At 74.5% G+C, this 20,117-nt stretch carries 15 protein-coding genes; 6 read left to right on the plus strand and 9 right to left on the minus strand.

Features of this window, described 5'->3' with window-relative positions:
- Positions 1–75: 75 nt before the first annotated feature.
- A complete protein-coding gene (locus tag GA0070621_RS11965; RefSeq protein WP_167666827.1) occupies positions 76–1,470 on the plus strand; it encodes a hypothetical protein in 1,395 nt (464 codons plus the stop codon).
- 48 nt (positions 1,471–1,518) lie between these two features.
- Here GA0070621_RS11965 and GA0070621_RS11970 read toward each other — a convergent pair whose 3' ends face one another.
- Positions 1,519–2,580: an NAD-dependent epimerase/dehydratase family protein gene (locus GA0070621_RS11970; RefSeq protein ID WP_091194597.1), complete on the minus strand. Its 1,062-nt coding sequence runs from the start codon at positions 2,578–2,580 to the stop codon at positions 1,519–1,521.
- Between the two features lie 191 nt (positions 2,581–2,771).
- Between GA0070621_RS11970 and GA0070621_RS11975 the strand changes: the two genes are divergently transcribed.
- Positions 2,772–4,154 carry a molybdopterin-dependent oxidoreductase gene (locus tag GA0070621_RS11975; RefSeq protein ID WP_091194600.1) on the plus strand — a complete coding sequence of 461 codons (1,383 nt, stop codon included), beginning with the start codon at positions 2,772–2,774 and terminating at the stop codon, positions 4,152–4,154.
- Entirely contained in the window at positions 4,147–4,617 is a 471-nt protein-coding gene (locus tag GA0070621_RS11980) for a hypothetical protein (RefSeq protein ID WP_091194603.1), read from the plus strand. The genes GA0070621_RS11975 and GA0070621_RS11980 overlap by 8 nt, the downstream gene beginning before the upstream one ends.
- A 401-nt stretch (positions 4,618–5,018) precedes the next feature.
- Here the strand turns inward: GA0070621_RS11980 and GA0070621_RS11985 are convergent, their stop codons facing one another.
- Positions 5,019–6,155, minus strand: a complete 1,137-nt coding sequence (locus GA0070621_RS11985) for a CaiB/BaiF CoA transferase family protein (RefSeq protein WP_091194605.1) — start codon at positions 6,153–6,155, stop codon at positions 5,019–5,021.
- A gap of 143 nt (positions 6,156–6,298) precedes the next feature.
- Between GA0070621_RS11985 and GA0070621_RS11990 the strand changes: the two genes are divergently transcribed.
- On the plus strand, positions 6,299–7,048 hold the full coding sequence (locus GA0070621_RS11990; protein ID WP_157739947.1) for a hypothetical protein: 750 nt from the start codon (positions 6,299–6,301) through the stop codon (positions 7,046–7,048).
- Between the two features lie 79 nt (positions 7,049–7,127).
- Here GA0070621_RS11990 and GA0070621_RS11995 read toward each other — a convergent pair whose 3' ends face one another.
- Positions 7,128–7,949, minus strand: coding sequence for a maleylpyruvate isomerase family mycothiol-dependent enzyme (locus GA0070621_RS11995; RefSeq protein WP_157739948.1), 822 nt, complete (start codon positions 7,947–7,949; stop codon positions 7,128–7,130).
- A gap of 234 nt (positions 7,950–8,183) precedes the next feature.
- Here GA0070621_RS11995 and GA0070621_RS12000 point away from each other — a divergent pair, with 234 nt between their 5' ends.
- Positions 8,184–9,425, plus strand: coding sequence for a hypothetical protein (locus GA0070621_RS12000; RefSeq protein WP_091194614.1), 1,242 nt, complete (start codon positions 8,184–8,186; stop codon positions 9,423–9,425).
- A gap of 54 nt (positions 9,426–9,479) precedes the next feature.
- Here the strand turns inward: GA0070621_RS12000 and GA0070621_RS12005 are convergent, their stop codons facing one another.
- Both GA0070621_RS12005 and GA0070621_RS12010 read right to left on the minus strand, forming a co-directional pair.
- On the minus strand, positions 9,480–10,547 hold the full coding sequence (locus GA0070621_RS12005; protein ID WP_091194618.1) for a PIN domain-containing protein: 1,068 nt from the start codon (positions 10,545–10,547) through the stop codon (positions 9,480–9,482).
- 114 nt (positions 10,548–10,661) lie between these two features.
- Positions 10,662–11,675, minus strand: a complete 1,014-nt coding sequence (locus GA0070621_RS12010; RefSeq protein WP_091194621.1) for an SDR family oxidoreductase — start codon at positions 11,673–11,675, stop codon at positions 10,662–10,664.
- A gap of 137 nt (positions 11,676–11,812) precedes the next feature.
- Between GA0070621_RS12010 and GA0070621_RS12015 the strand changes: the two genes are divergently transcribed.
- Positions 11,813–13,603 carry a glycoside hydrolase family 15 protein gene (locus tag GA0070621_RS12015; RefSeq protein WP_167666828.1) on the plus strand — a complete coding sequence of 597 codons (1,791 nt, stop codon included), beginning with the start codon at positions 11,813–11,815 and terminating at the stop codon, positions 13,601–13,603.
- Between the two features lie 73 nt (positions 13,604–13,676).
- On the opposite strand, the gene GA0070621_RS12020 is transcribed toward GA0070621_RS12015, so the two are convergent.
- Genes GA0070621_RS12020 through GA0070621_RS12035 form a run of 4 tightly spaced genes read right to left on the minus strand, consistent with a single transcriptional unit; the run spans position 13,677 to position 20,007 of the window.
- Positions 13,677–14,033 (minus strand): hypothetical protein, encoded by a 357-nt coding sequence (locus GA0070621_RS12020; protein WP_091194623.1) that lies wholly within the window; start codon positions 14,031–14,033, stop codon positions 13,677–13,679.
- Positions 14,034–14,055: 22 nt separating this feature from the next.
- Complete coding sequence (locus tag GA0070621_RS12025) at positions 14,056–15,135, minus strand: enolase C-terminal domain-like protein (RefSeq protein WP_091194626.1); 1,080 nt, start codon at positions 15,133–15,135, stop codon at positions 14,056–14,058.
- Positions 15,136–15,139: 4 nt separating this feature from the next.
- Entirely contained in the window at positions 15,140–18,244 is a 3,105-nt protein-coding gene (locus GA0070621_RS12030; RefSeq protein WP_091194629.1) for an FAD-binding and (Fe-S)-binding domain-containing protein, read from the minus strand.
- Complete coding sequence (locus GA0070621_RS12035) at positions 18,241–20,007, minus strand: thiamine pyrophosphate-dependent enzyme (protein ID WP_091194632.1); 1,767 nt, start codon at positions 20,005–20,007, stop codon at positions 18,241–18,243. The genes GA0070621_RS12030 and GA0070621_RS12035 overlap by 4 nt, the downstream gene beginning before the upstream one ends.
- Positions 20,008–20,117: the final 110 nt, after the last annotated feature.

A 20,117-nucleotide genomic window follows, 5' to 3' on the forward strand; every position in this document is an offset into this window, starting at 1 on the left:
CGGTTCTTACCGACCGGTGACGATCCGGCCGTTCGGCTGTCGCCGGGCCCGGGAAGGTCGTACCGTCCGGTCGGCATGGAAACGACCACGAGATGGCCCGCCGCGCCCGGGCGGACGCCGATCCGCCGGTGGCCGGGCGACCTGACCGTGCTGGGCGTCGAGGTCGGGCTGGTGGCCCTCGCCGCGGCGGTCGGCGCGGTCCTCAACGCCCGCGGGGTGGGGCTGCACGCGGACACCGCCCCGCTGTACGCCACCTGGCGACCGCACGCCGGCTGGGGCACGCCGGCGGCGCTGCTGGTGGCGGTCGCGGTGGTCGGCGCCGGTACGCGGTGGGCGCGGGTCGCCCGCTGGGGTCCGCTGCTCGGCACGGCCTGGCTGGCGTCGGCGGCGTGGACGCTGTCGCTGGCGCTGGTGGACGGCTGGTCGGCGGGGTTCGCCGAACGGCTCACCGTGCAGGCGGAGTACCTGCACGAGGTGCCCGAGGTCCGAAACGTCCCCGCCACGCTGGCCGGGTTCGCCGGGCGCATCCTGGACTTCCGGCCGGACTCGTGGTCGACCCACACGGCCGGTCACCCGCCCGGCGCGCTGCTGGTCTTCGTCGGGCTGGACCGGATCGGGCTCGGCGGGGGCACCGCGGCCGCGCTGGCCTGCGTACTGGTGGGCACCAGCGTCACGGTCTCGGTGCCGGTGGCGGTGCGGGCGCTCGGTGCCGAGTCCGCCGCCCGCGCGGTCCTGCCGTTCCTGGTGCTGCTGCCCGGCGCGGTGTGGGTGGGGGCGTCGGCGGACGGGCTGTTCGCCGGCGTGGTCGCGGCCGGGCTGGCGCTGCTGGCGGTACGCGGCCGACTGGCCCCGGCCGCCGGCGGACTGGCGCTGGGCGTCGCGCTGTACCTGTCGTACGGCTTCGCGCTGATCGGCCTGCTGGCGCTGGTGGTGCTGGCGCTGCGCCCGGCGGACCGGGTCGCCGCGCTGCTGTCCGGGATCGCCGGGGCCGCCGCGGTCGTCGTCGCCGTCACGGCCGCGGGGTTCTGGTGGTGGGACGGCTACCAGCGGGTGGTGGAACGGTACTACCAGGGCTGGGCGGCCGACCGCCCGTACGGCTACTGGGTGTGGGCGAACCTGGCGGCGCTGGTGCTGTCGGCGGGGCCGGCGCTCGGGCCGGCGCTGTGCCGGGCGGTGCGGGCCGGGGTGGTGGCGTTCCGCACCGCGCCGCGCGGCCCGGTCGCCCGGTTCGTCGGGTCGGCGGTCGCCGCCGGGCCGACCGTGCTGTTGCCGGTCGCGGCGGCGGTGGTGGTGCTCGCGGCGGACCTGTCCGGGTTGAGCAAGGCCGAGGTGGAGCGGATCTGGTTGCCGTTCGCGGTGTGGTTGCTGGTCGCCACCGCCCACCTGCCGCCGGCGACCCGCCGCTGGTGGCTGGCCGGGCAGGCGGCGACCGCCCTCGCGGTCAACCACCTGCTGTTCACGGTCTCCTGACGTCCGTGCGCGGGACGACGCGGACGCTCAGGGCGGGCGGACGGACGGTCAGGCGGGCAGGGCCGCCGGATCGCGCAGCGGGTCGGTGGCGAAGGCGGCGACCCCGTCGGCGAACCCGACCCGGGCGGTGTAGCCGAGCAGGTCGGTCGCCCGGCGCGGGTCGGCGACGACGTGCCGCACGTCGGCGGCCCGGGCGCCGCCGACGACCAGCGGCGCCGGACCGGACATCGCGGTGGCCAGGGCGGTGGCCAGGTCACCGACGGTACGCGGCTCCCCGGAGCAGATGTTGAGGGGCACCAGGGGTTGCGGCGGTGGCGCGGTGAGCGCGAGCAGGTTGGCCCGCGCCACGTCGGTGACGTGGACGAAGTCCCGCCGCTGCCGGCCGTCCTCCAGCACGCGCGGCGGCCGGCCCCCGGCCAGCTCGGACCGGAAGATCGAGGCCACCCCGGCGTACGGGGTGTCGCGGGCCATCCGGGGCCCGTAGACGTTGTGGTAGCGCAGCGCCCACACCCCGCCGCCGGTCTGCCGCGCCCAGGCGCCGGCCAGGTGTTCCTGGGCCAGCTTGCTGGCCGCGTACGTGCTGCGCGGCTCCAGCGGGGCGTCCTCGGGGACCAGGACGGGGGTGAGAGTGCCGGCGCACTCCGGGCAGGTCGGGTCGTAGCGCTCGGCGGCCAGGTCGACGGGGTGGCGCGGGGCGGGTCGGACGACGCGGTGCCGGGCGCACTCGTAGCGCCCCTCGCCGTAGACCACCATGGAGCTGGCGAGCACCAGCCGGCGCACCCCGGCCCGGTGCATGGCGGCCAACAGGACCGCCGTGGCGTAGTCGTTGTGGCTGGCGTACCCGGGGGCGTCCGACGGGTCGAGCCCGTGCCCGACCATGGCGGCCTGGTGGCACACCGCGTCGACCCCGGGCAGCAGCCGGTCGAGCAGGTCCGCGTCGCGGACGTCACCGACCACCGGGGCGTGCCGCCGGGACCACTCGGGCAGCTCACCGCCGTGTGCCTGGGGCAGCAGCGCGTCCAGCGCCACCACCTCGTGTCCCTCGGCGGCGAGCAGGTCGGCGACCTGCGACCCGATGAAACCGGCCGCGCCGGTGACCAGTATCCGCATGCGGGTCAGGGTAGGTCGGCGGAGGGTCGCGGCGGGGCTGGTCGGCGAAGCCGTAAGGACCTCGCAACATGGCCGGTCGACGTGCCGGTAAGGCTTCCGTAATCCGGCAATCCGGGCCTCTTTGGCGGCGCCGCCCGTAGCCTGCCGGAGAGGAAGCGGGCGTCCCGTCGTCGCATACGTGAGGAGAACCGATGAGCGCGCACAGCACTGGCCCGGCCGGGGATTCCCCGGTCCGGTCGGGCGGCGCGCCGCTCGGCCGCCCGGCCTACGGCTCTCCCCGCCGGTGGTGGGCGTTCCTGGCCGAGCATCCGCCACCCGGCGCCGCGACGCTGAATCGGCGGTGGCGCAGCCCGCTGCGCGGCCCGTGGCTCACCTCCGTGTACGGGGTGGTCCTGCTCGTCGGCCTGCCGCTGGTGTTCGTCACCGGCCTGCTGGACTACCTCGCCTACGCCCCGCAGTTCGGCCAGGCGTTCCCGCATGACGTCGGGTGGCTGCGGCTGCCGCCGTTCGACTGGCCGACCCGTCCGTCCTGGCTGTTCCGCCTCACCCAGGGCCTGCACGTGGGACTCGGGATCACGCTGATCCCGGTCGTGCTGGCCAAACTCTGGTCGGTGCTGCCGAAGCTGTTCGACTGGCCGCCGGCCCGCTCGGTGGCGCAGGTGCTGGAGCGGCTGTCCCTGCTTCTGCTGGTCGGCGGGATCCTGTTCGAGATCGCCACCGGCCTGCTCGACATCCAGTACGCGTACCTGTTCGGCTTCGACTTCTACACCGCCCACTACTTCGGCGCGTGGGTGTTCGTCGCCGCGCTGGTCACGCACGTGGCGCTCAAATGGCGACGGATGCGCAGCGCGCTGCGGTCCCGGCCGTTGCGCCGGGAGCTGGCCACCGGCCGCGCGGCGACCCGACCCGAGCGGCCCGACCCGGACGGGTTGGTGGCCGTCCGGCCCGGGCCGGCCACGATGAGCCGGCGCGGCGCGCTCGCCCTGGTCGGTGGCCTGTCGGTGCTGCTCGCCGCGCTCACCGTGGGCCAGCACCTCAACGGGCCCTGGCGGCGCACCGCGCTGCTGCTGCCCAGGGGCCGGCAGCCCGGCACCGGCCCGACCGGTTTTCCGGTCAACCGGACCGCGGTCGCCGCCGGCGTCGACGCCGCGGACACCGGGCCGGGGTGGCGGCTCAGCCTGCGGGCGAACGGGCGCACCGTCACCGTGGACCGCGCCGGCCTGCTGGCCATGGCCCAGCACACCGCCACGCTGCCGATCGCCTGCGTGGAGGGGTGGTCGACCGTGCAGACCTGGACCGGCGTACGGCTGCGCGACCTCGCCGCCCTGGTCAGGGCGGGCCGGATCGGCGCGGCACACGTCCGCTCGCTGGAGCGGACGGGGCTGTTCCGGCAGGCCACCCTGCAGGCCAACCAGGTGCTCGACGCGGACTCCCTGCTCGCGTTGCGGGTCAACGGCGTCGACCTCACCCTCGACCACGGTTACCCGGCGCGGGTCATCGTCCCGGCCCTGCCCGGGGTGCACTGCACGAAGTGGGTCGCGGAGATCGAATTCCAGGGGCGTACGGATGGGTGACCTCGCGGCCCGGTTCCGGTCGGCGTACGGGGCGCCGCTCGGGCACCTGCCGCTGCTCGCCGGCGCCTTCGCCGTCACCGGGTGGGTGGCGCTGCGGCTCACCGCCGAGCCGACCGCCGGCCGGATGCTGGTCTGGTTCGTCGGCGCGGCGATCGCCCACGACCTCGTGCTGTTCCCGGTCTACGGACTGGCCGACGCGGTGCTGCGGCGGGCGCCGGGCCTGCGCGCGGTGCCGGCGTCGGGCCCGGCGCCGCTGAACCACGTTCGCGTGCCGGCCCTGGCCTCGGGACTGCTGTTCCTGGTCCACCTGCCCGGCATCCTCCGACTCGGCCGGCCGACCTACCTGGCCGCGTCCGGGCAGGACCAGCGGCCGTTCGTCATCCGTTGGCTGCTCGCCACGGCCGCCCTCTTCCTGGCCAGCGCCGTCGTCTACGCGTTGAGGCGGTGGGCCCGGCGCCGGTGACCGGCCGCCCCCGAATGGCACCGGGCGTCGCGTTCAACGGCGATCCGCGACACTCGTCGACGAGTGATGCGATTCGCGTGTGGCAGCGCGGAAATTGCCGCTTACCGCGTCGTGACCCGGCGAGCTGTCGTATCCCTGAGTTCAACCTGGACGCCGGCCTGGTGTCGATCGACAATCACGCTGACCGTCGTGCGCGCGCTGCCGTCCCACGGGAACTGAATCCTGATCATGTCGGCCGGCCCGGTCCGACCCGAGGCCGTACCGACATGAGGAGCTGAAGGGACGAGCACGGAGACCGTGGGCCGCCCACGCCCTCGCGAGGTGGCGCACCCGGGCGTCGGACGCGACCCGACCGGACGTCGCCAGCCCCGGCCGACCCGTCGCCCCGGCCAGGGGACCGGTCAGTCGGCCAGCCAGGCCCGGATCTCCGCGCCGTGCTCGTCCAGCCCCGGCGGCGGCAGGTCGTGGCGGGGCGGGGTGGCGGAGAGGCCGATCGGGTTGCGTATCCCGGGCACGCCGTCGACGGTGACCACCGGTTCGAGCCCCAGTTCGCCGGCCAGGGCGACGCCGCCGTCGACCGTGTTGATCGGGCTGCACGGCACGCCCGCCGCGCGCAGGTCGCGGAACCACTCCTCGCTGCACCGCTCGCGCAGCCGCGCGACCAGGAGCGGTCGGAGCAGCTCGCGGTTGGCGGTGCGGTCCTGGTTGCGCCGGAAACGCGGGTCGTCGGGCAGCGCCGGCAGGCCGAGCACCCGGCACAGGGTACGGAACTGGCCGTCGTTGCCGGCGATCACCACGAGTTCGCCGTCGGCGGTGGGCAACGGCTCGTACGGGAAGATGCTCGGGTGGGCGTTGCCCATCCGGAACGGCACCGTCCCGGCGGCGACCTGGGCGCTGCTGTGGTTGACCAGGCCGGACAGGGCCGAGGAGAGCAGGTTGACCTCGACGTGCTGGCCGACGCCGCACCGCTGCCGGTGGTGCAGGGCCGCGAGGATCCCGACGGCCGCGTGCAGCCCGGCCAGCACGTCGAGCACGGCGACCCCGGCCTTGTACGGCGGGCCGTCCGGGTCGCCGGTCAGGCTCATCAGCCCCGAGGCCGCCTGGACCATCAGGTCGTACCCGGGCAGGTCGGCGCCCGCCGCCGTGCCGAAGCCGCTGATCGAGGCGTAGACGATCCCGGCGTTGGCGGCGGCGACGCTGTCGTAGTCGAGGCCGAAGCGGCGCAGCGCGCCGGGCCGGAAATTCTGCACCATGACGTCGGCGCGTTCGGCGAGCCGGTGGGCCAGCGCCAGGTCGCCGGGGTCGGTGAGGTCCAGGGCGACCGAGCGCTTGTTGCGGTTGACGCCGAGATAGTAGGTGGCGACGCCGTCGCGGACCGGCGGCATCCAGGTACGGGTGTCGTCGCCGCCCGGTCCCTCCACCTTGACGACGTCGGCGCCGAGGTCGGCGAGGAGCATCGTCGCGTACGGGCCGGCCAGGATCCGGGAGAAGTCCGCGACGAGGACGCCGCGCAACGGCCCCGACCCGTGCTCACCCATCGCCGCTCCCCTCCCCCGGTGCCGCCACGGCGTTCGGGCACCACCGTACCGGTCGGCACGCCGTCGGCCCGGATGCGAGCCGGTCGATGACATTCCGTTCATGAACGGACCGCGCGGGCGGGATGCCGGCCAGAATCGCGTCCGTGGGCGGATGGTCGCGCAGAGCCGTAGCCGTGCTGGGTGCCGTCATCGCCGTGGCGGCTGCTCCGGCGGTGCCGGCCGCCGGACACGGTGGCCGGCAACCGATTCCCGATGCGGCCTACTACCGGGCCGACCTGGCCGCCGTCACACCGCAACCGGCTGGCGTGGGGGTGCGCGTCGACCCGGGCGGCGAGTGGATCGAGATCACCAACGCCGGGCCGGCCGAGGTGATCGTGCTCGGCTACAGCCGGGAGCCGTACCTGCGGATCACCGCGACGACGGTGCAGGAGAACCAGCTGTCGCAGACCACGTACCTCAACCGCAGCATGTTCGCCGACACCCTGCCGGCCGGGCAGGATCCGACCGCGCTCGCGCCGGCGTGGCGGACCGTCGGCGCCAAGGGCACCGCCCGCTGGCACGACCATCGCATCCACTGGATGGGGCAGGCGCGGCCGGCGGCGGTCGAGGCGGACCCGCGACACCCGCATCCGGTCGGCGACTGGACGGTCCACGCGACGGCCGGTGGGCAGCCCTTCACGATCACCGGCCGGCTGCGGTGGCTGGGCAAACCGGACGCCGACGGTGACCGGATCCCGCAGTGGCTACTCCTCTCCCTGGAGGCGGCGGGCATCGTCGTGCTGCTCGGTGTCGGCCTGTTGACCCGGCGTCGCCGGCGGGATCCGGACCCGCGGGTGACGTCCGGCGCGGTCGCCGCACCGGCAACGGACGGCACCGCCGCGCGCCCCGGCTGATCCGCTCCGGCCGATCCGCCGGCCGGGCCGCCTCGATGGCGGCCCGGCGGCGGTCGTAGGCGTCGATCGGCGGAACCCGTCACATCACGTGCCGGAGCACCCCCAGGGACGCGAGGACCGGCTCCTGTGCCGTCAGCGCCGAGGCGAGATCCGGTTCGCGGCCGGTGAGGCTGTCCAACACCTCGCCGGCCGCCCCGTGCCCGTGCGCGTCGCCGTCGACGCCCGCCGCGACGAACACGTCGTCCTCGGCGACGCCGATCTCGTACCGCGACTCGGTGGTGTCCCGCAGCGCGAGCGTGGCGGCCGGCGGATTGCCGGCGAGCACGCCGACACCCCCGGCGAGCAGCAGACCGTACATGGTGACCAGAGGGAAGTCCTCGGCCCGCGACTCCGGCTCCGACCCGAGCGCCAGCGCCACGTCCCGCTCGTGGATCCAGGCGTCCCAGAGTATGTGCAGGGACAGGGTCGACCAGTGCAGTTGACGGCCGCTCGGCGCGGGCATCAGCGGACCTTCCGGCCCGGCGGCCCGGGCCTGGAACAGCTCCCGCTCCCGCTCCACCAGCCCCGCCAGGGTCTGGACGGTTTCCTCCGCGCTCTGCACGGGCGAGTCCGCCAGCCACAGCGCCGGGGTGGTGGCCGGTTGGAAGGGGCCGTGGCGCAGGAACCGCTCGACCTCCGGGCTGCCGCTGAGCAGGGCGACGTGCAGCTCGGCCACGTTGACCACGTGCCGGACCACGTCGTGCACCGACCAGGCGGTGCAGCGGGACCTCGTCGCCCAGCCCGCCGGTTCGATCTGTGTGACGAGGCGGAGGAAATTCGAACGTTGGCGCTCGATCGTCGCGCCGATCGTTTCCGGGCCGGTGGTCAGGCCACGCTTCTCGGTGAGCACAAGATCAGACAATGGATCACCCCTCGGAGAGCACGACAGGAGCTGCGTCGCGGACAGTCCTCAAAGGATAATGATTCGGTACGACACTCGGTACGACGACAGTGGCAGTGAGTCATACCGGGCCGGGCGGGAGAGTCGGACGAACGACCGAGCAGTCCCTGCCTGGGGACGATCATCAGGATGCCGGGAGGCGGGCGACGTACCCGCCTTGCGTGTCCTTCCCGGGCGGCGACCGTTGTACGAGGTGTGCAGGCGAAACGCTCCGCCATCGCGACGAACCCCCCGGCATCCCGGTGGCAGATCGAGTGGGCGCGGCGCGAGAACGACCGGCGGCAGCGGGCATACGACACGCGGATCGCGGCCTGGCGGCGGCGCGAGGAGCATCTCGTCCGGCTACGGATCGAGGCCGCGGCGTTCCTCGGGTGCACGCAGCCGCGGGCCGGGCTGCCGGCCGAACTCGACCACGACGAGGTCGTCTACCGCGTACTGCCGGCCGTTGAGCTGATCGAGGCCGAGGCGCGGCATCTCACCGGCCTGCCCGCGCCGGGGCTGACCGTCGCGGCGACCACCTTCGACGAGCCCGGGCACGCGCTGCCGGTGGGCCTGCGGGTCGTCGACGCCGGCATGGCGGTCGTCACCGACCGTCGGGTCGTCTTCGCCGGGCACGACGGCCGACGCGAGTGGACGTACCGGAGCATGCTGGGTCCGGGGCACCACCCCGACGTACCGATCACCCTGCTGCACACCGCGGACGGCCGCCGCCCGGCCGGGTTGCGGGTCCCGGCCGGCACCGCCGTGAACGCCCGCTTCTACCTCACCCTCGCCTTCGCCACCGTCACCGGGGCACGCGCGGGCGTCGTCGCACAGGTCGACGCGTTGCTGGCCGCGCACCGCGACGCCCGGCCGGCGCCGCCCCCGGCGGCAGTGCCGCACCACGCCCCGTTCCCCGTGCCGCGTCCCGAACGGATGGCGGCAGCCGCCGCCGTCGTCGTCGCGGTGGCGTTCGCGGCGCTGGCCAGCGGCACCCTCCGCGCCGAGCCGGCGGAGCTGCCGTACCGGGCGGAGGCGGGCGCGGGCGGGATCGCCGCGACCGCGGACACGGGCCGGGCCACCGGGGACCCGCTCCCGAGCCCGTTCACCGGCCCGGCGCCGACGGGCAGCCCGACCCGCCGCCCACCGGTGACCGCTCCGGTGGCCCGGACCGGGGGCGAGCCGGTCGCCCGGCCCGTGACACGTGGGGGCGCCGTTCCGGCGACGCACGCCGCGACCACCGCGCCGGCACCGACCGTTCGGCCCGCGCCGACCGCCGTGCCGGCGCCGACCGCGACCCTCCCCCCGACCACCGGCCCCACCCCGACCACCGGCCCCACCCCGACCACGGCACCCACGCCGACGCCGTCGGCCGGCCCCTCGGTGCGCGGCGACTGCCCGGACCTGCTGCGGCTGCCGCTGATCGAACCGCTGCTGTGTCCGTTGACCGGCTCGTGAGCGCGCCCCGACCGCCGGGACGTCGCGGCGAGGGCGACGCCGGTCCCGCGTCGGTCAGGACCGCGGGGTGAGCAGGTAGTCGTCGGCGTCCGGGCTCCACCGCAGATCCACCACGCCGCCGGTGGCCGCCGCCTTGCAGAACTGCAGGAAGCTGCGGTAGCCGAGCTTCTTCTCGCTGAAGTCGGGGCGCGCCCGGCGGAGCTGGTCCTTCAGCCCGGAGAGCGCGACCGCGCCGCCGCCGGCCAGGTCCGCGACCACGGAGCGCAGCAGCGCGAAGGCCGCCTCCGGGTCACCGCGTTCGGGCAGCGACACCTCGGGGTCACCCTTGGCGGGCCCCTCGGCCAGCTCGACCACGTTGTGTTCGGCGAGGTAGCGCAGGAGTTCGCCGAAGGTACGGAAACCGTAGTCGGACTCGCTGAACGTCGGATCCTTGCGTAGCAGGGTCCGCTTCAACCCGGAGGCGGTCACCTCGCCGCTGGTGCCGCCCTGGAGGCCGGCCACGGTCTGCGCGACGAGGACGGCGAGGGTGTCGACGTCGCGGGCGGGTTCCTCCGCCACCGGCTGGGGCTCGGGCTCCGGCGGCTGGGCGGCCTCGGGGGCGGTTGCCCGGCCGGGACGGCCACGCCGACCGGTGGTGGTGGGCACCTCGACCCCCTCCAGCCGGTCGTAGTAGAGGAACTCGTCGCAGGCGGGCGGGAGCAGGGCCGAGGTCGACCTCTCCACCCCGACCCCGATGACCCGCTTGTTGAGTTCGCGGAGCTTGTAGACCAGCGGGGTGAAGTCGCTGTCGCCGGTGCAGATCACGAACGTGGAGAGGTAGTCGCGTTCGAAGGCCAGCTCCACGGCGTCCACGGCCATCTTGATGTCGGCGGCGTTCTTCCGGGTGGCGCCCATCCGCTGGGGGATCTCGATGAGTTCGACGTGCGACCGGGTGAGCATCCGCCGGTCCTCGTCGAAGTACGACCAGTCGGCGTACGCCCGGCGCACCACCACCCGGCCCCGCTCGGCGAGGGCGTCGGCGATCGGACGGAAGTCGAAGGCCCGCCCGCCGTGATGGTCGCGTACGCCCAGCGCCAGGTTCTCGTAGTCGAGGAACAGCGCGATCCGGTCTTCGGCATCCACGCCGGCCAGCCTAGACCGGCGGGTGCTCGTCCGCGCGGACCGCGACCGCGTCCGGCGTTCCCGGCGACGGCCCCGGTCGCGCCGCCCCAATTCCGGCGCCCGGGAGGTCGGTGGTCAGTGGCGGCGCCAGGCCAGCACGCCGACCGCCGCTCCGGTGAGGCCGGCGGCGGTGACCAGCCGGTGCCGGGACAACCAGGCCTGCGTGCTGTGCCGGTGCGCCCGGCCGCCGAAGCTGCCCCGCGCGCCGTAGTCCCGGCCCTGCGGGCCGTCCGCCGGCCGCCACAGGTTGACCGGCCGGTCGTGGTCGGCCGGACGGTCGGTCTGCTGCGAGTCGTAGCCGGTGCGGGCCAGGTACCGGTCGAGCAGGCCGGGCGCGATCCGGTTGCCGAGGATGGTGAGGGCGGTGGAGGCGCCCACCCAGTACTCGCGGCGGCCGGGTCGGTCGGCGGCGGCGACGATGGCCCGGGCGGCGACCTCCGGCTCGTAGATCGGCGGCACCGGTTGGGCGTGCCGGGGCAGCCGGGACAGCAGCCAGTCGAACTGCGGGGTGTTCAGCGCGGGCAGGTGCACCATCGTCACCTTGACGTTGCTCCGGTCGTGCATCAGCTCGCACCGCAGCGCCTCGGTGAACCCGACGATCGCGTGCTTGGCCCCGCAGTACGTGGCCTGCAACGGGATTCCCCGGTACGCCAGCGCCGAACCGACCTGCACGATGGCCCCCCGGTCCCGGGGCACCATGTGGTGCAGGGCCACCCGGGTGCCGTGCACGTAGCCGAGATAGGTGACCTCCATGGCCCGACGGAACTCCTCCGGCCGGGTCTGCAGGAACGGGGCGAACACGGAGCTGAACGCGTCGTTGATCCACAGGTCGATCGGCCCGAGTTCGGCCTCGATCCGCTGCCCGGCGGCCACCACCTGGTCGTAGTCGGCCATGTCCACCTCGACGGGCAGGGCCCGGCCGCCGGCCGCCCGTACCTCCTCGGCGGCGGCGTCGAGCCCGGTGCGCCCCCGGGCCAGCAGCGCGATGGCGATGCCCCGCCGGGCGAGCAACCGGGCGGTGGCCCGCCCGACCCCGGCGCTGGCCCCCGTGATCACCGCTACCTGTGCCTTCTGTCGGTTCCGGCTCATGTCACTCCCCGGGCATCGTCCGTCCAGTCCTGGCAGTACCCCGGCAGCCACCAGGTACTCCGGTCGGACGCGTCCGGATCCTTCGGGCCAGGTGTGGGCCGGCCCGCGCCGGGTAGGGGCTGGCCGAGGTGGTGCCGGTGGGACGGGACGAGCGGCCCGGCGCGTGGGGGACGGACGCCCACGAGCCGAGCGTGCTGCGCGAGTACGCGCTGCTCGCCGACGGCCACCGGGGCGCCCTCGTCGGGCCGGACGGGAACGTGACCTGGCTCTGCGCACCCGGGTGGGCGGACCCGCCCGTGTTCAGCGGCCTGCTCGGCGGCCGGGGCGACTACCTCGTGACACCGGCGGACCGCCGGTACGTCTGGGGCGGCCACTACGAGCCGGGCTCGCTGGTGTGGGTGAGCCGGTGGGTGACCACGGACGGGATCATCGAGTGCCGCGAGGCCCTGCTGTTTCCCGGTGAGGCGCGACGGGTGGTGCTGCTGCGGCAGATCCACGCGCTGGACCGGGCTGCGACCGTCCACGTCCGGGTCGATCCGCGCGCCGACTTCGGGCGCGAGCCGGTGCGCGAGGTACGCCGCGACGGGCCGCACTGGCTGGCCCGTACGGGCGGTCTGTACCTGCGGCACAGCGGTGGGGAGCGGCTGCGGCCCACCACCGACGGCCCGCTCTGTGGCGAGCTGACGGTCCCCGCCGGCGGGCGGCACGATCTGGTGCTGGAGATCGCGACGCGGCCGCTCGACGCCGAGCCGCCCCGGCCGGACGAGTTGTGGCGGACCACCGAGCAGACCTGGGCGGCGTCCCTGCCGCCGCTGGCCGGCGGGCCCGCGCAGCGGGACGCGGTCTTCGCGTACGCGGTGCTGCGCGGCCTGACCCGGCCGGGTGGCGGCACGGTGGCCGCGATCACCATGGCGCTGCCCGAGCGGGCACTCGCCGGCCACAACTACGACTACCGCTACGCGTGGCTGCGGGACCAGTCCTTCACCGGTCAGGCCGCCGCCCTGGTCGGCCGGTACGACCTGCTGGACGACGCGGTCGCGTTCCTCGCCCAACGGGTGCTCGCCGACGGTGACCGCCTCGCCCCCGCCTACACGGTCGACGGGGACCCGGTGCCGCCGCAGCACGGGCTGGAGTTCCTGCCGGGCTATCCGGGCGGATCGCCCCGGCTCGGCAACTGGGTCCGGGAGCAGTTCCAACTCGACGCCTTCGGCGAGATCCTGCTGCTGCTCGCGGCCGCCGCTCGCCACGACCGGTTGGACGACGACTCCCGGCGGGCGATGGAGCTGGCCGCGCGGACCATCGGGGAGCGCTGGCAGCAGTCCGACTCGGGCATCTGGGAGCTGCCGGCCCGGCAGTGGACGCATTCGAAGCTGATGTGTGTGGCCGGGCTGCGGGCGGCCGCCCGGGTCGCGTCACGGCGGTCGGCCGGGCGGTGGGCGGCGCTCGCCGACACGATCCTGGCCGACGCCGCGGCGCACGGCCTGCACCCGTCCGGGCGTTGGCAGCGGGCGTACGACGACGAGCGGGTCGACGGGGCGCTGCTGTTTCCCGGCATTCGGGGAGCGCTGCCGACCGGGGATCCGCGTACCGAGGTGACCCGTCGGGCGGTCCTGGCCGAACTGGAGTGCGAGGGCTACCTCTACCGGTTCCGTCCGGACAGTCGCCCGCTCGGCGACGCGGAGGGCGCCTTCCTGCTGTGCGGGTTCGCCGCGGCGCTCGCCGCCTGGCAGGCCGGCGACGTGGTGGGGGCGAACCGGTGGTTCGAGCGCAACCGGGCCGCGTGCGGAGCACCGGGACTCTTCACCGAGGAGTACGACGTGCAACAGCGGCAGCTGCGCGGCAACTTTCCGCAGGCTTTCGTGCACGCGTTGATGCTGGAGACCGCGGTGACGCTCGGCCAGGCCGAGCCCTGCCCGGCCCGCCACTGACCGGGCCGGACCGATCGACCCGCCGGCTGGTGTCGTCGTCCTCGCCCCCAGCCGGGCGGCAGGCCGCACGGGGTCACGGCGAGCGCCGCCGACGGGCCGCGCGCAGGTCCAGCGTCGACCAGCCGCCGGCGATCGCGGCGTCCAGCAGGGCGATCCGGCGCTGCCGGCGGTCGACGGCGGCGAGCGCCAGCGCGGTCGCCGCGTGCAGCAGGTCCGCCGCCGCACCGGCGGCGAGCACCATCGGCACCGGTCGGCGCAGGGTCACCGCCGCCTGGGCCAGGTGCCGCACGCCGAGCACCCGCAGCGTCCCCACCGCGAGCCCGCTCGGGTGGCCCCACCGGCGCAACAGCCGGCGCGGCGCCACGATCAGCGTCGCGCCCCAGGCCAGCCGCCCCAAGCCGCTGGTGTGCCACGCCGGTGTCGGATCCATCGCACCGCTCCTCTCCCTCGGTTCACCCCACCCGGTAGGGCTCCGCGTCGGCGGCCCGCAGGTCGAGGCCGTTGCCTGGCCGGTCCAGCGGCACCGCGGCACCGCCCCCGGTGGCCGGCACCGCCCCGTCGAAGAACATCGACTCGATCCGGACGTGGTCGTGGAACCACTCCAGGTGGCGCAGGTTCGGCACCGCGGCGGCCACCGGCAGGTGCTGGTGCGGCGCGCAGTGCGCCGACACCTGCAGGCCGGCCGCGGCGGCCACCGCCGCCGCGCGCAGGAACTCGGTGATGCCGCCGCAGCGCGTCACGTCGATCTGGAGGCAGTCGACGTACGGGGCCATCCGGTGGAAGTAGACCAGGTCGAAGCCGTACTCGCCGGCCGCCACGTCCGGCCGGACCTGGTCCCGGACCAGCCCGAGACCGGCCAGGTCGTCGGAGCTGACCGGCTCCTCGTACCAGCGCACGTCCAGGTCGGCGGCGGCCCGCATCACGCGGACCGCCTGTTTGCGCTGGTAGGCGCCGTTCGCGTCGACGTACAGCTCGGTGTCGTCGCCGATGGTCCGTCGGGCGGCGGCCATCCGGGCCAGGTCGCGCGGCACCTCGGTACCCCAGGACTCCCCTATCTTGATCTTCACCCGGGGGATGCCCTGGTCGTGCACCCAGCCGGCCAGCTGGCGGTGCTGCCGCTCGTCGTCGTACGTGGTGAAGCCGCCGCTGCCGTAGACCGGCACCTCCCGGCGGGCGGCGCCGAGCAGCCGGGCCAGCGGTAGGCCGTGCCGGCGGGCCTTGAGGTCCCAGACCGCGCAGTCGGCGGCCGACAGCGCCAGCCCGGCCACCCCGGGCCGCCCGGCGTTGCGCAGCTCGCGCTGCATGACCGTCCAGACGGCCGGCACGTCGTCCGGGTCCAGGTCGGTCACCAACGGGGCGAACAGCTCCGTCACCACCGGCGCCACGGCCGCCGGCCCGTAGGTCCAGCCGAGGCCGGTGTGCCCGTCGGCCTCCGCCCGGACGAGCGTGAGGGTGGTGCTGGACCAGGCGAGGGTGCCGTCGCCCGCCGGGGCGTCGGTGGGCACCCGGTAGACCGCCGCGGTCAGCCGCATCCGGTCACCGTCCCCGCCGGGCCGACCGGGCCGCGAGGGCGGCCGCCGGAGCCAGCGCGGCCAGGCCGACCAGCCCGGCGGCGGCCCACCGGGTGGCCCGTGACGGCGGCGCCGGTCGGTGTGCCCAGCTGTGCTCGGGCCGCGGCGGGACGGACCCGCCGTGCAGGCCGGCGCGGAGCAGCTCGGCCAGGTGGATCGCGGTGCGACCGTCCGCCGCGCTCTGTTCGACCTGGATACGGCAGCTGAAGCCGTCGGCGAGGATGACGTCGGTGTCGGCGGCGTCCCGTACGGCGGGCAGCAGCACTCGTTCGGCGCACGCCTCGGAGACCTCGTAGTGCCCCTGGGCGAAGCCGAAGTCGCCGGCCAGGCCGCAGCAGCCGGAGTCGAGGAAGTCGGCGCGTACCCCGGCGTCGGCCAGTACCGCCTGGTCGGCGGCGGTGCCCAGGATCGCGTGCTGGTGGCAGTGGGTCTGGATCAGGGCGTGCGCCGGCAGCCGGGGCGGCCGCCAGCCCGGGCTGTGGTCGTGCAGCAGCTCGGCCAGGGTGACCGTCTGCTCGCGCAGCTTGGCGACGTCCTGGTCGTCGGGGAACAGCTCGCGGGCGTCGCTGCGGAACACTGCCGCGCAGCTCGGCTCCAGCCCGACCACCCGGGTGCCGGCCCGCAGGTGCGGGCGCAGCACGTCCACCGTCCGCTGGAGCACCCGCTTGGCGATGCCGAGCTGGCCGGTGGAGATCCAGGTCAGGCCGCAGCAGACCGGCCGGTCCGGCACCCGTACCCGCCAGCCGGCCGCCTCCAGCACCTCGACCGCGGCCCGGCCGACGCCGGGGTGCAGGTGGTTGGTGAAGGTGTCCGGCCAGAGCAGCACCTCGCCGCGGGAGCCGTCGCCGTGGGGCGTTCGGCGGGCGAACCAGTGCTGGAACGACTCCGGGGCGAACAGCGGGATGTCGCGGCGCTGGTCGATCCCGCCGATCACCTTGGCGAGCCGGTTCAACCCGGGGGCCTGGGCCAGCGCGTTCACCGTCCGGGGCGCGGTGGCGGCGAGCGCGGCCACCACCGGCAGCCAGCCCATGGAGTAGTGCGACCGGGGGCGCAGCCGGCCGGCGTAGTGGTGGGACAGGAACTCCGCCTTGTAGGTGGCCATGTCGACGTTGACCGGGCAGTCCGCCTTGCAGCCCTTGCAGGCCAGGCAGAGGTCGAGGGCGTCCCGGACGGCGTCGGAGCGCCAGCCCTCCCCGACGACCCCGCCGCGGGCGGTGCCGTCGAGCATCTCGAACAGCAGCCGGGCCCGGCCCCGCGTCGAGTGCTCCTCCTCCCGGGTGACCATGTACGACGGGCACATCACCCCGCCGTGCTGTCGCCGGCACTCGCCGACACCGACGCAGCGCAGCACGGCCCGGCCGAAGCTGCCGGAGTCGTCGGGGTAGTGGAAGTGGGTCGACACGTCGCCGTGGTTGTAGTCGACCCCGATCCGCAGGTGGCTGTCGAGCGGGTAGGGGGCGACGGCCTTGCCCGGGTTCATCCGGTCGGCCGGGTCGAAGATGGCCTTGAGCTGCCCGAACGCGCGGATCAGCCGGTCGCCGAACATCTTCGGCAGCAGTTCGCCCCGGGACTGGCCGTCGCCGTGCTCGCCGGAGAAGGATCCGCCGTAGGACACCACGAGGTCCGCGGCGTGCTCGACGAACGAGCGGAACTGCCGTACGCCGTCGGCCGTGTCCAGCTTGAACGGGATCCGGGTGTGCACGCACCCCTGCCCGAAGTGCCCGTACAGCGACGCCTGCTCGAAGCCGTACTCGCGGAAGAGTCGATCGAGATTTCGCAGGTAGTCGCCGAGCCGGTCCGGCGGGACGGCCGAGTCCTCCCAGCCCTCCCAGGTGTCCGCCTCGCCGGGCACCCGGGCGGTCGCGCCGAGGCCGGACTCGCGGACGCCCCACATCTGCTCCTCGTGGGCCTCGTCGTCGAAGCGGTGCACGGTCGGCCCGCCGTCGCGCCGCAACGCGTGCAGCATCCGCGCGACGGCTGCCTCCGCCTCCTCGGGTGTGTCGCCGCCCAGTTGCACCATCAACCAGCCGCCGCCCTGCGGCAGCAGGTGTACGGCGGCGGCGTGCAGGTGCTTGCGCTTCTCGAAGTTGATCAGCTTGTCGTCGAGGCCCTCCAGCGCGATCGGGTTGTGCGGCAGGACGTGCTTCACGTCGTCGGCCGCGGCGGCGATGTCCGGGTAGCCGAGGAAGACCATCGCCTTGGCCGGCACCACCGGGACCAGCCTCAGCCGGGCCCGCAGCACGGTGACCAGGGTGTTCTCCGAGCCGACCAGCGCCTGCCCCACGTGGAAGCGCTTCTCGGGCAGCAGGCTGTCCAGGCCGTAGCCGGAGACCCGACGCGGGATGTCCGGGTAGCGGGTGCGGATGTCGCTCAGGTACTCGTCCCGCAGGGCCCGCAACTGGCGGTAGATCTCGGCCGGCCGGCCGCCCCGGCGCTGGATCTCGGCGTACGCCTCGTCGCTGGTCTCACCGACCCACATCCGGGTGCCGTCGTAGAGCAGCACCTCCATCTCGACGAGGTTGTCGACCGTCTTGCCGGTGCGCTGCGCGGTCGACCCGCAGGAGTTGTTGCCGATCATCCCGCCGATGGTGCAGTGGGTGTGGGTCGACGGCTTGGGGCCGAACTCCAGGCGGTACGGGGCCAGCAACTCGTTGAGCGTGTCGAGCACGATGCCGGGCTCCACCAGGCAGGTCTTCGCCTCGGCGTCCACCTCGATCAGCCGGTTGCAGTACTTCGACCAGTCGATCACGACGGCGGTGTTCGTGCACTCGCCGGCCAGGCTCGTGCCGCCGCCCCGGGAGAGCACCGGGACGTCCATCCGGCGGCACACCGCGATCGCGGCGACGGCGGCCTCGACGGTACGCGGCACGACCACGCCGAGCGGCACCTGCCGGTAGTTGGAACCGTCGGTGGAGTACGCGCCGCGTGAGCCGGAGTCGAAGCGGACCTCGCCGTCGACCACCGGGCGCAGCTGTGCGGCCAGCGCGTCGAGGTCCACGCCGCCGGCGGGCGCGGGCGCCCGGGTCACCGGGTCGGGCAGCGCGACCGGACGAGCGGCGACCCGGGTCATGACCGCAACTCGTTGATCTTGTCTCGGGCGACGGTGGCCACGGTGGCCACCTTGTGCGGCTGGCCGCGCAGGAACGCCTCGGTGAAGTGCTTCGCCTGGTCGTACTGGACCTTGCCGGGCATCGGCGGCTCGTTCGGGTTGACGTCGCAGTCGACCAGCGCCGGACCCGGGTGGGCGAGGGCCTCCCGGATCACCCCGGGCAACGCCTTCGGGTCGGTGACCTTCGCGCCGTATCCGCCGCAGGCCCGGGCCCAGGCGCCGAAGTCCGCCTCCGGCTGCTGGTGCCGCACCGCGTACTCGGGGTAGCCGAGGATGATCTGCTCCCAGAGAATCTGCCCGTACGCGTTGTTGTTGTTGATGATCACCTTGATCGGCAGCTCATGCCGGACGGCGGTGAGGAACTCGGCCATCAGCATGGCGAACCCGCCGTCGCCGACGAAGGCGATCACCTGCCGGCCCGGGTACGCGTGCTGCATGGCGACCGCGTACGGCAGGCCCGGCGCCATCGTGGCCAGATTGCCCGACAGGTAGAACTCCCGGTTGCCGCGGATGGTCCAGTGCCGGGCCGCCCAGGTGGCGATGGTGCCGGAGTCGCAGGTGAGGATCGCGTCGGAGGTGGCCGCCTCGTCGACGCAGCTGATCAGGTACTGCGGGGCGATCGGGTCACGGGATCCGTCCTGCAGGGCGACCATTTCCCTACGCCAGGTGTCCCGCTCCCGCTGGTACTTGGTCAGGAAGGACCGGTCGGAGCGGGGCTGCAGCATCGGCAGCAGCTGCTGCAACGCCAGCCGGGCGTCGGCGGTGACCGCCGCGTCCACCGGCAGCCGCAGGCCGATCAGGCTGGCGTCGATGTCGATCTGCACCACCCGGGCCTGCCCCGGCTTCGGCAGGTACTTCCCGTACGGGAAGGAGGTGCCGACCATCAGCAGGGTGTCGCACTCCTCCATCAGCTCCTCGCTCGGCCTGGTGCCGAGCAGGCCGAGGCCGCCGGTGGTGAGCGGGTGGTCGTCGGGAACCACCATCTTGCCCGACAGCGTCTTGACGATCGGGCTGGCGAGCGCCTCCGCCACCGCGATGATCTCGTCGCGGGCGTGCCGGGCGCCGACGCCGACCAGCATGGCCACCCTCTTGCCGGCGTTGAGCACCTCCGCCGCCCGGGCCAGGTCGGCCTGCCCCGCCGGCACCGGCGGCTGCGAGGCGACGGGACTGCTCGTCGGCGGCTCGCCCGGGCTGACATGCCGGTACGGGTCCGTCCCCGCCGCGGCGACCTGCACGTCGTTGGGAAAGGTCAGGTGGGCCACCGTTCGCATGGCCAGGGCGTGCCGGATGGCGATGTCCACCACCCCGGGCACCTGCTGCGGGTTGGTGACCATCAGGTTGTAGGCCGCCACGTCCTGGTAGAGCAGTTCGGTGTGCACCTCCTGCTGGTAGTGGGCGCCGAGCACCGAGGTCTCCTGCATGCCGGTGATGGCCAGCACCGGCATGTGGTCGAGTTTGGCGTCGTACAGGCCGTTGAGCAGGTGGATGGCGCCCGGGCCGGAGGTGGCGGCGCAGACGCCGAGGCGGCCGGTGGCCTTGGCGTAGCCGGTGGCCATGAAGGCCGCCGCCTCCTCGTGGTGCACCAGGACGAACCTCAGCTTCTCCCGCTGCCGGCGAAAACCCTCCATCAGTCCGTTGATGCCGTCGCCGGGCAGGCCGAAGACGGTGTCGACGCCCCACTCCACCAGTCGTCGGGCCAGGCTGTCGCCTACGATCTCCTGCACCTCACGCCTCCTGATCTGGGCTTGCGGGCGGCTCGCCGGCGGCGGGCGCCGGGGGCAGCGGGCGAAGCCGGGCATCGGACGTCCCGGTGGTCACCGGCCTGTCCCGATGC

This window comes from Micromonospora narathiwatensis, from assembly GCF_900089605.1.
GTDB classification, from domain to species: domain Bacteria; phylum Actinomycetota; class Actinomycetes; order Mycobacteriales; family Micromonosporaceae; genus Micromonospora; species Micromonospora narathiwatensis.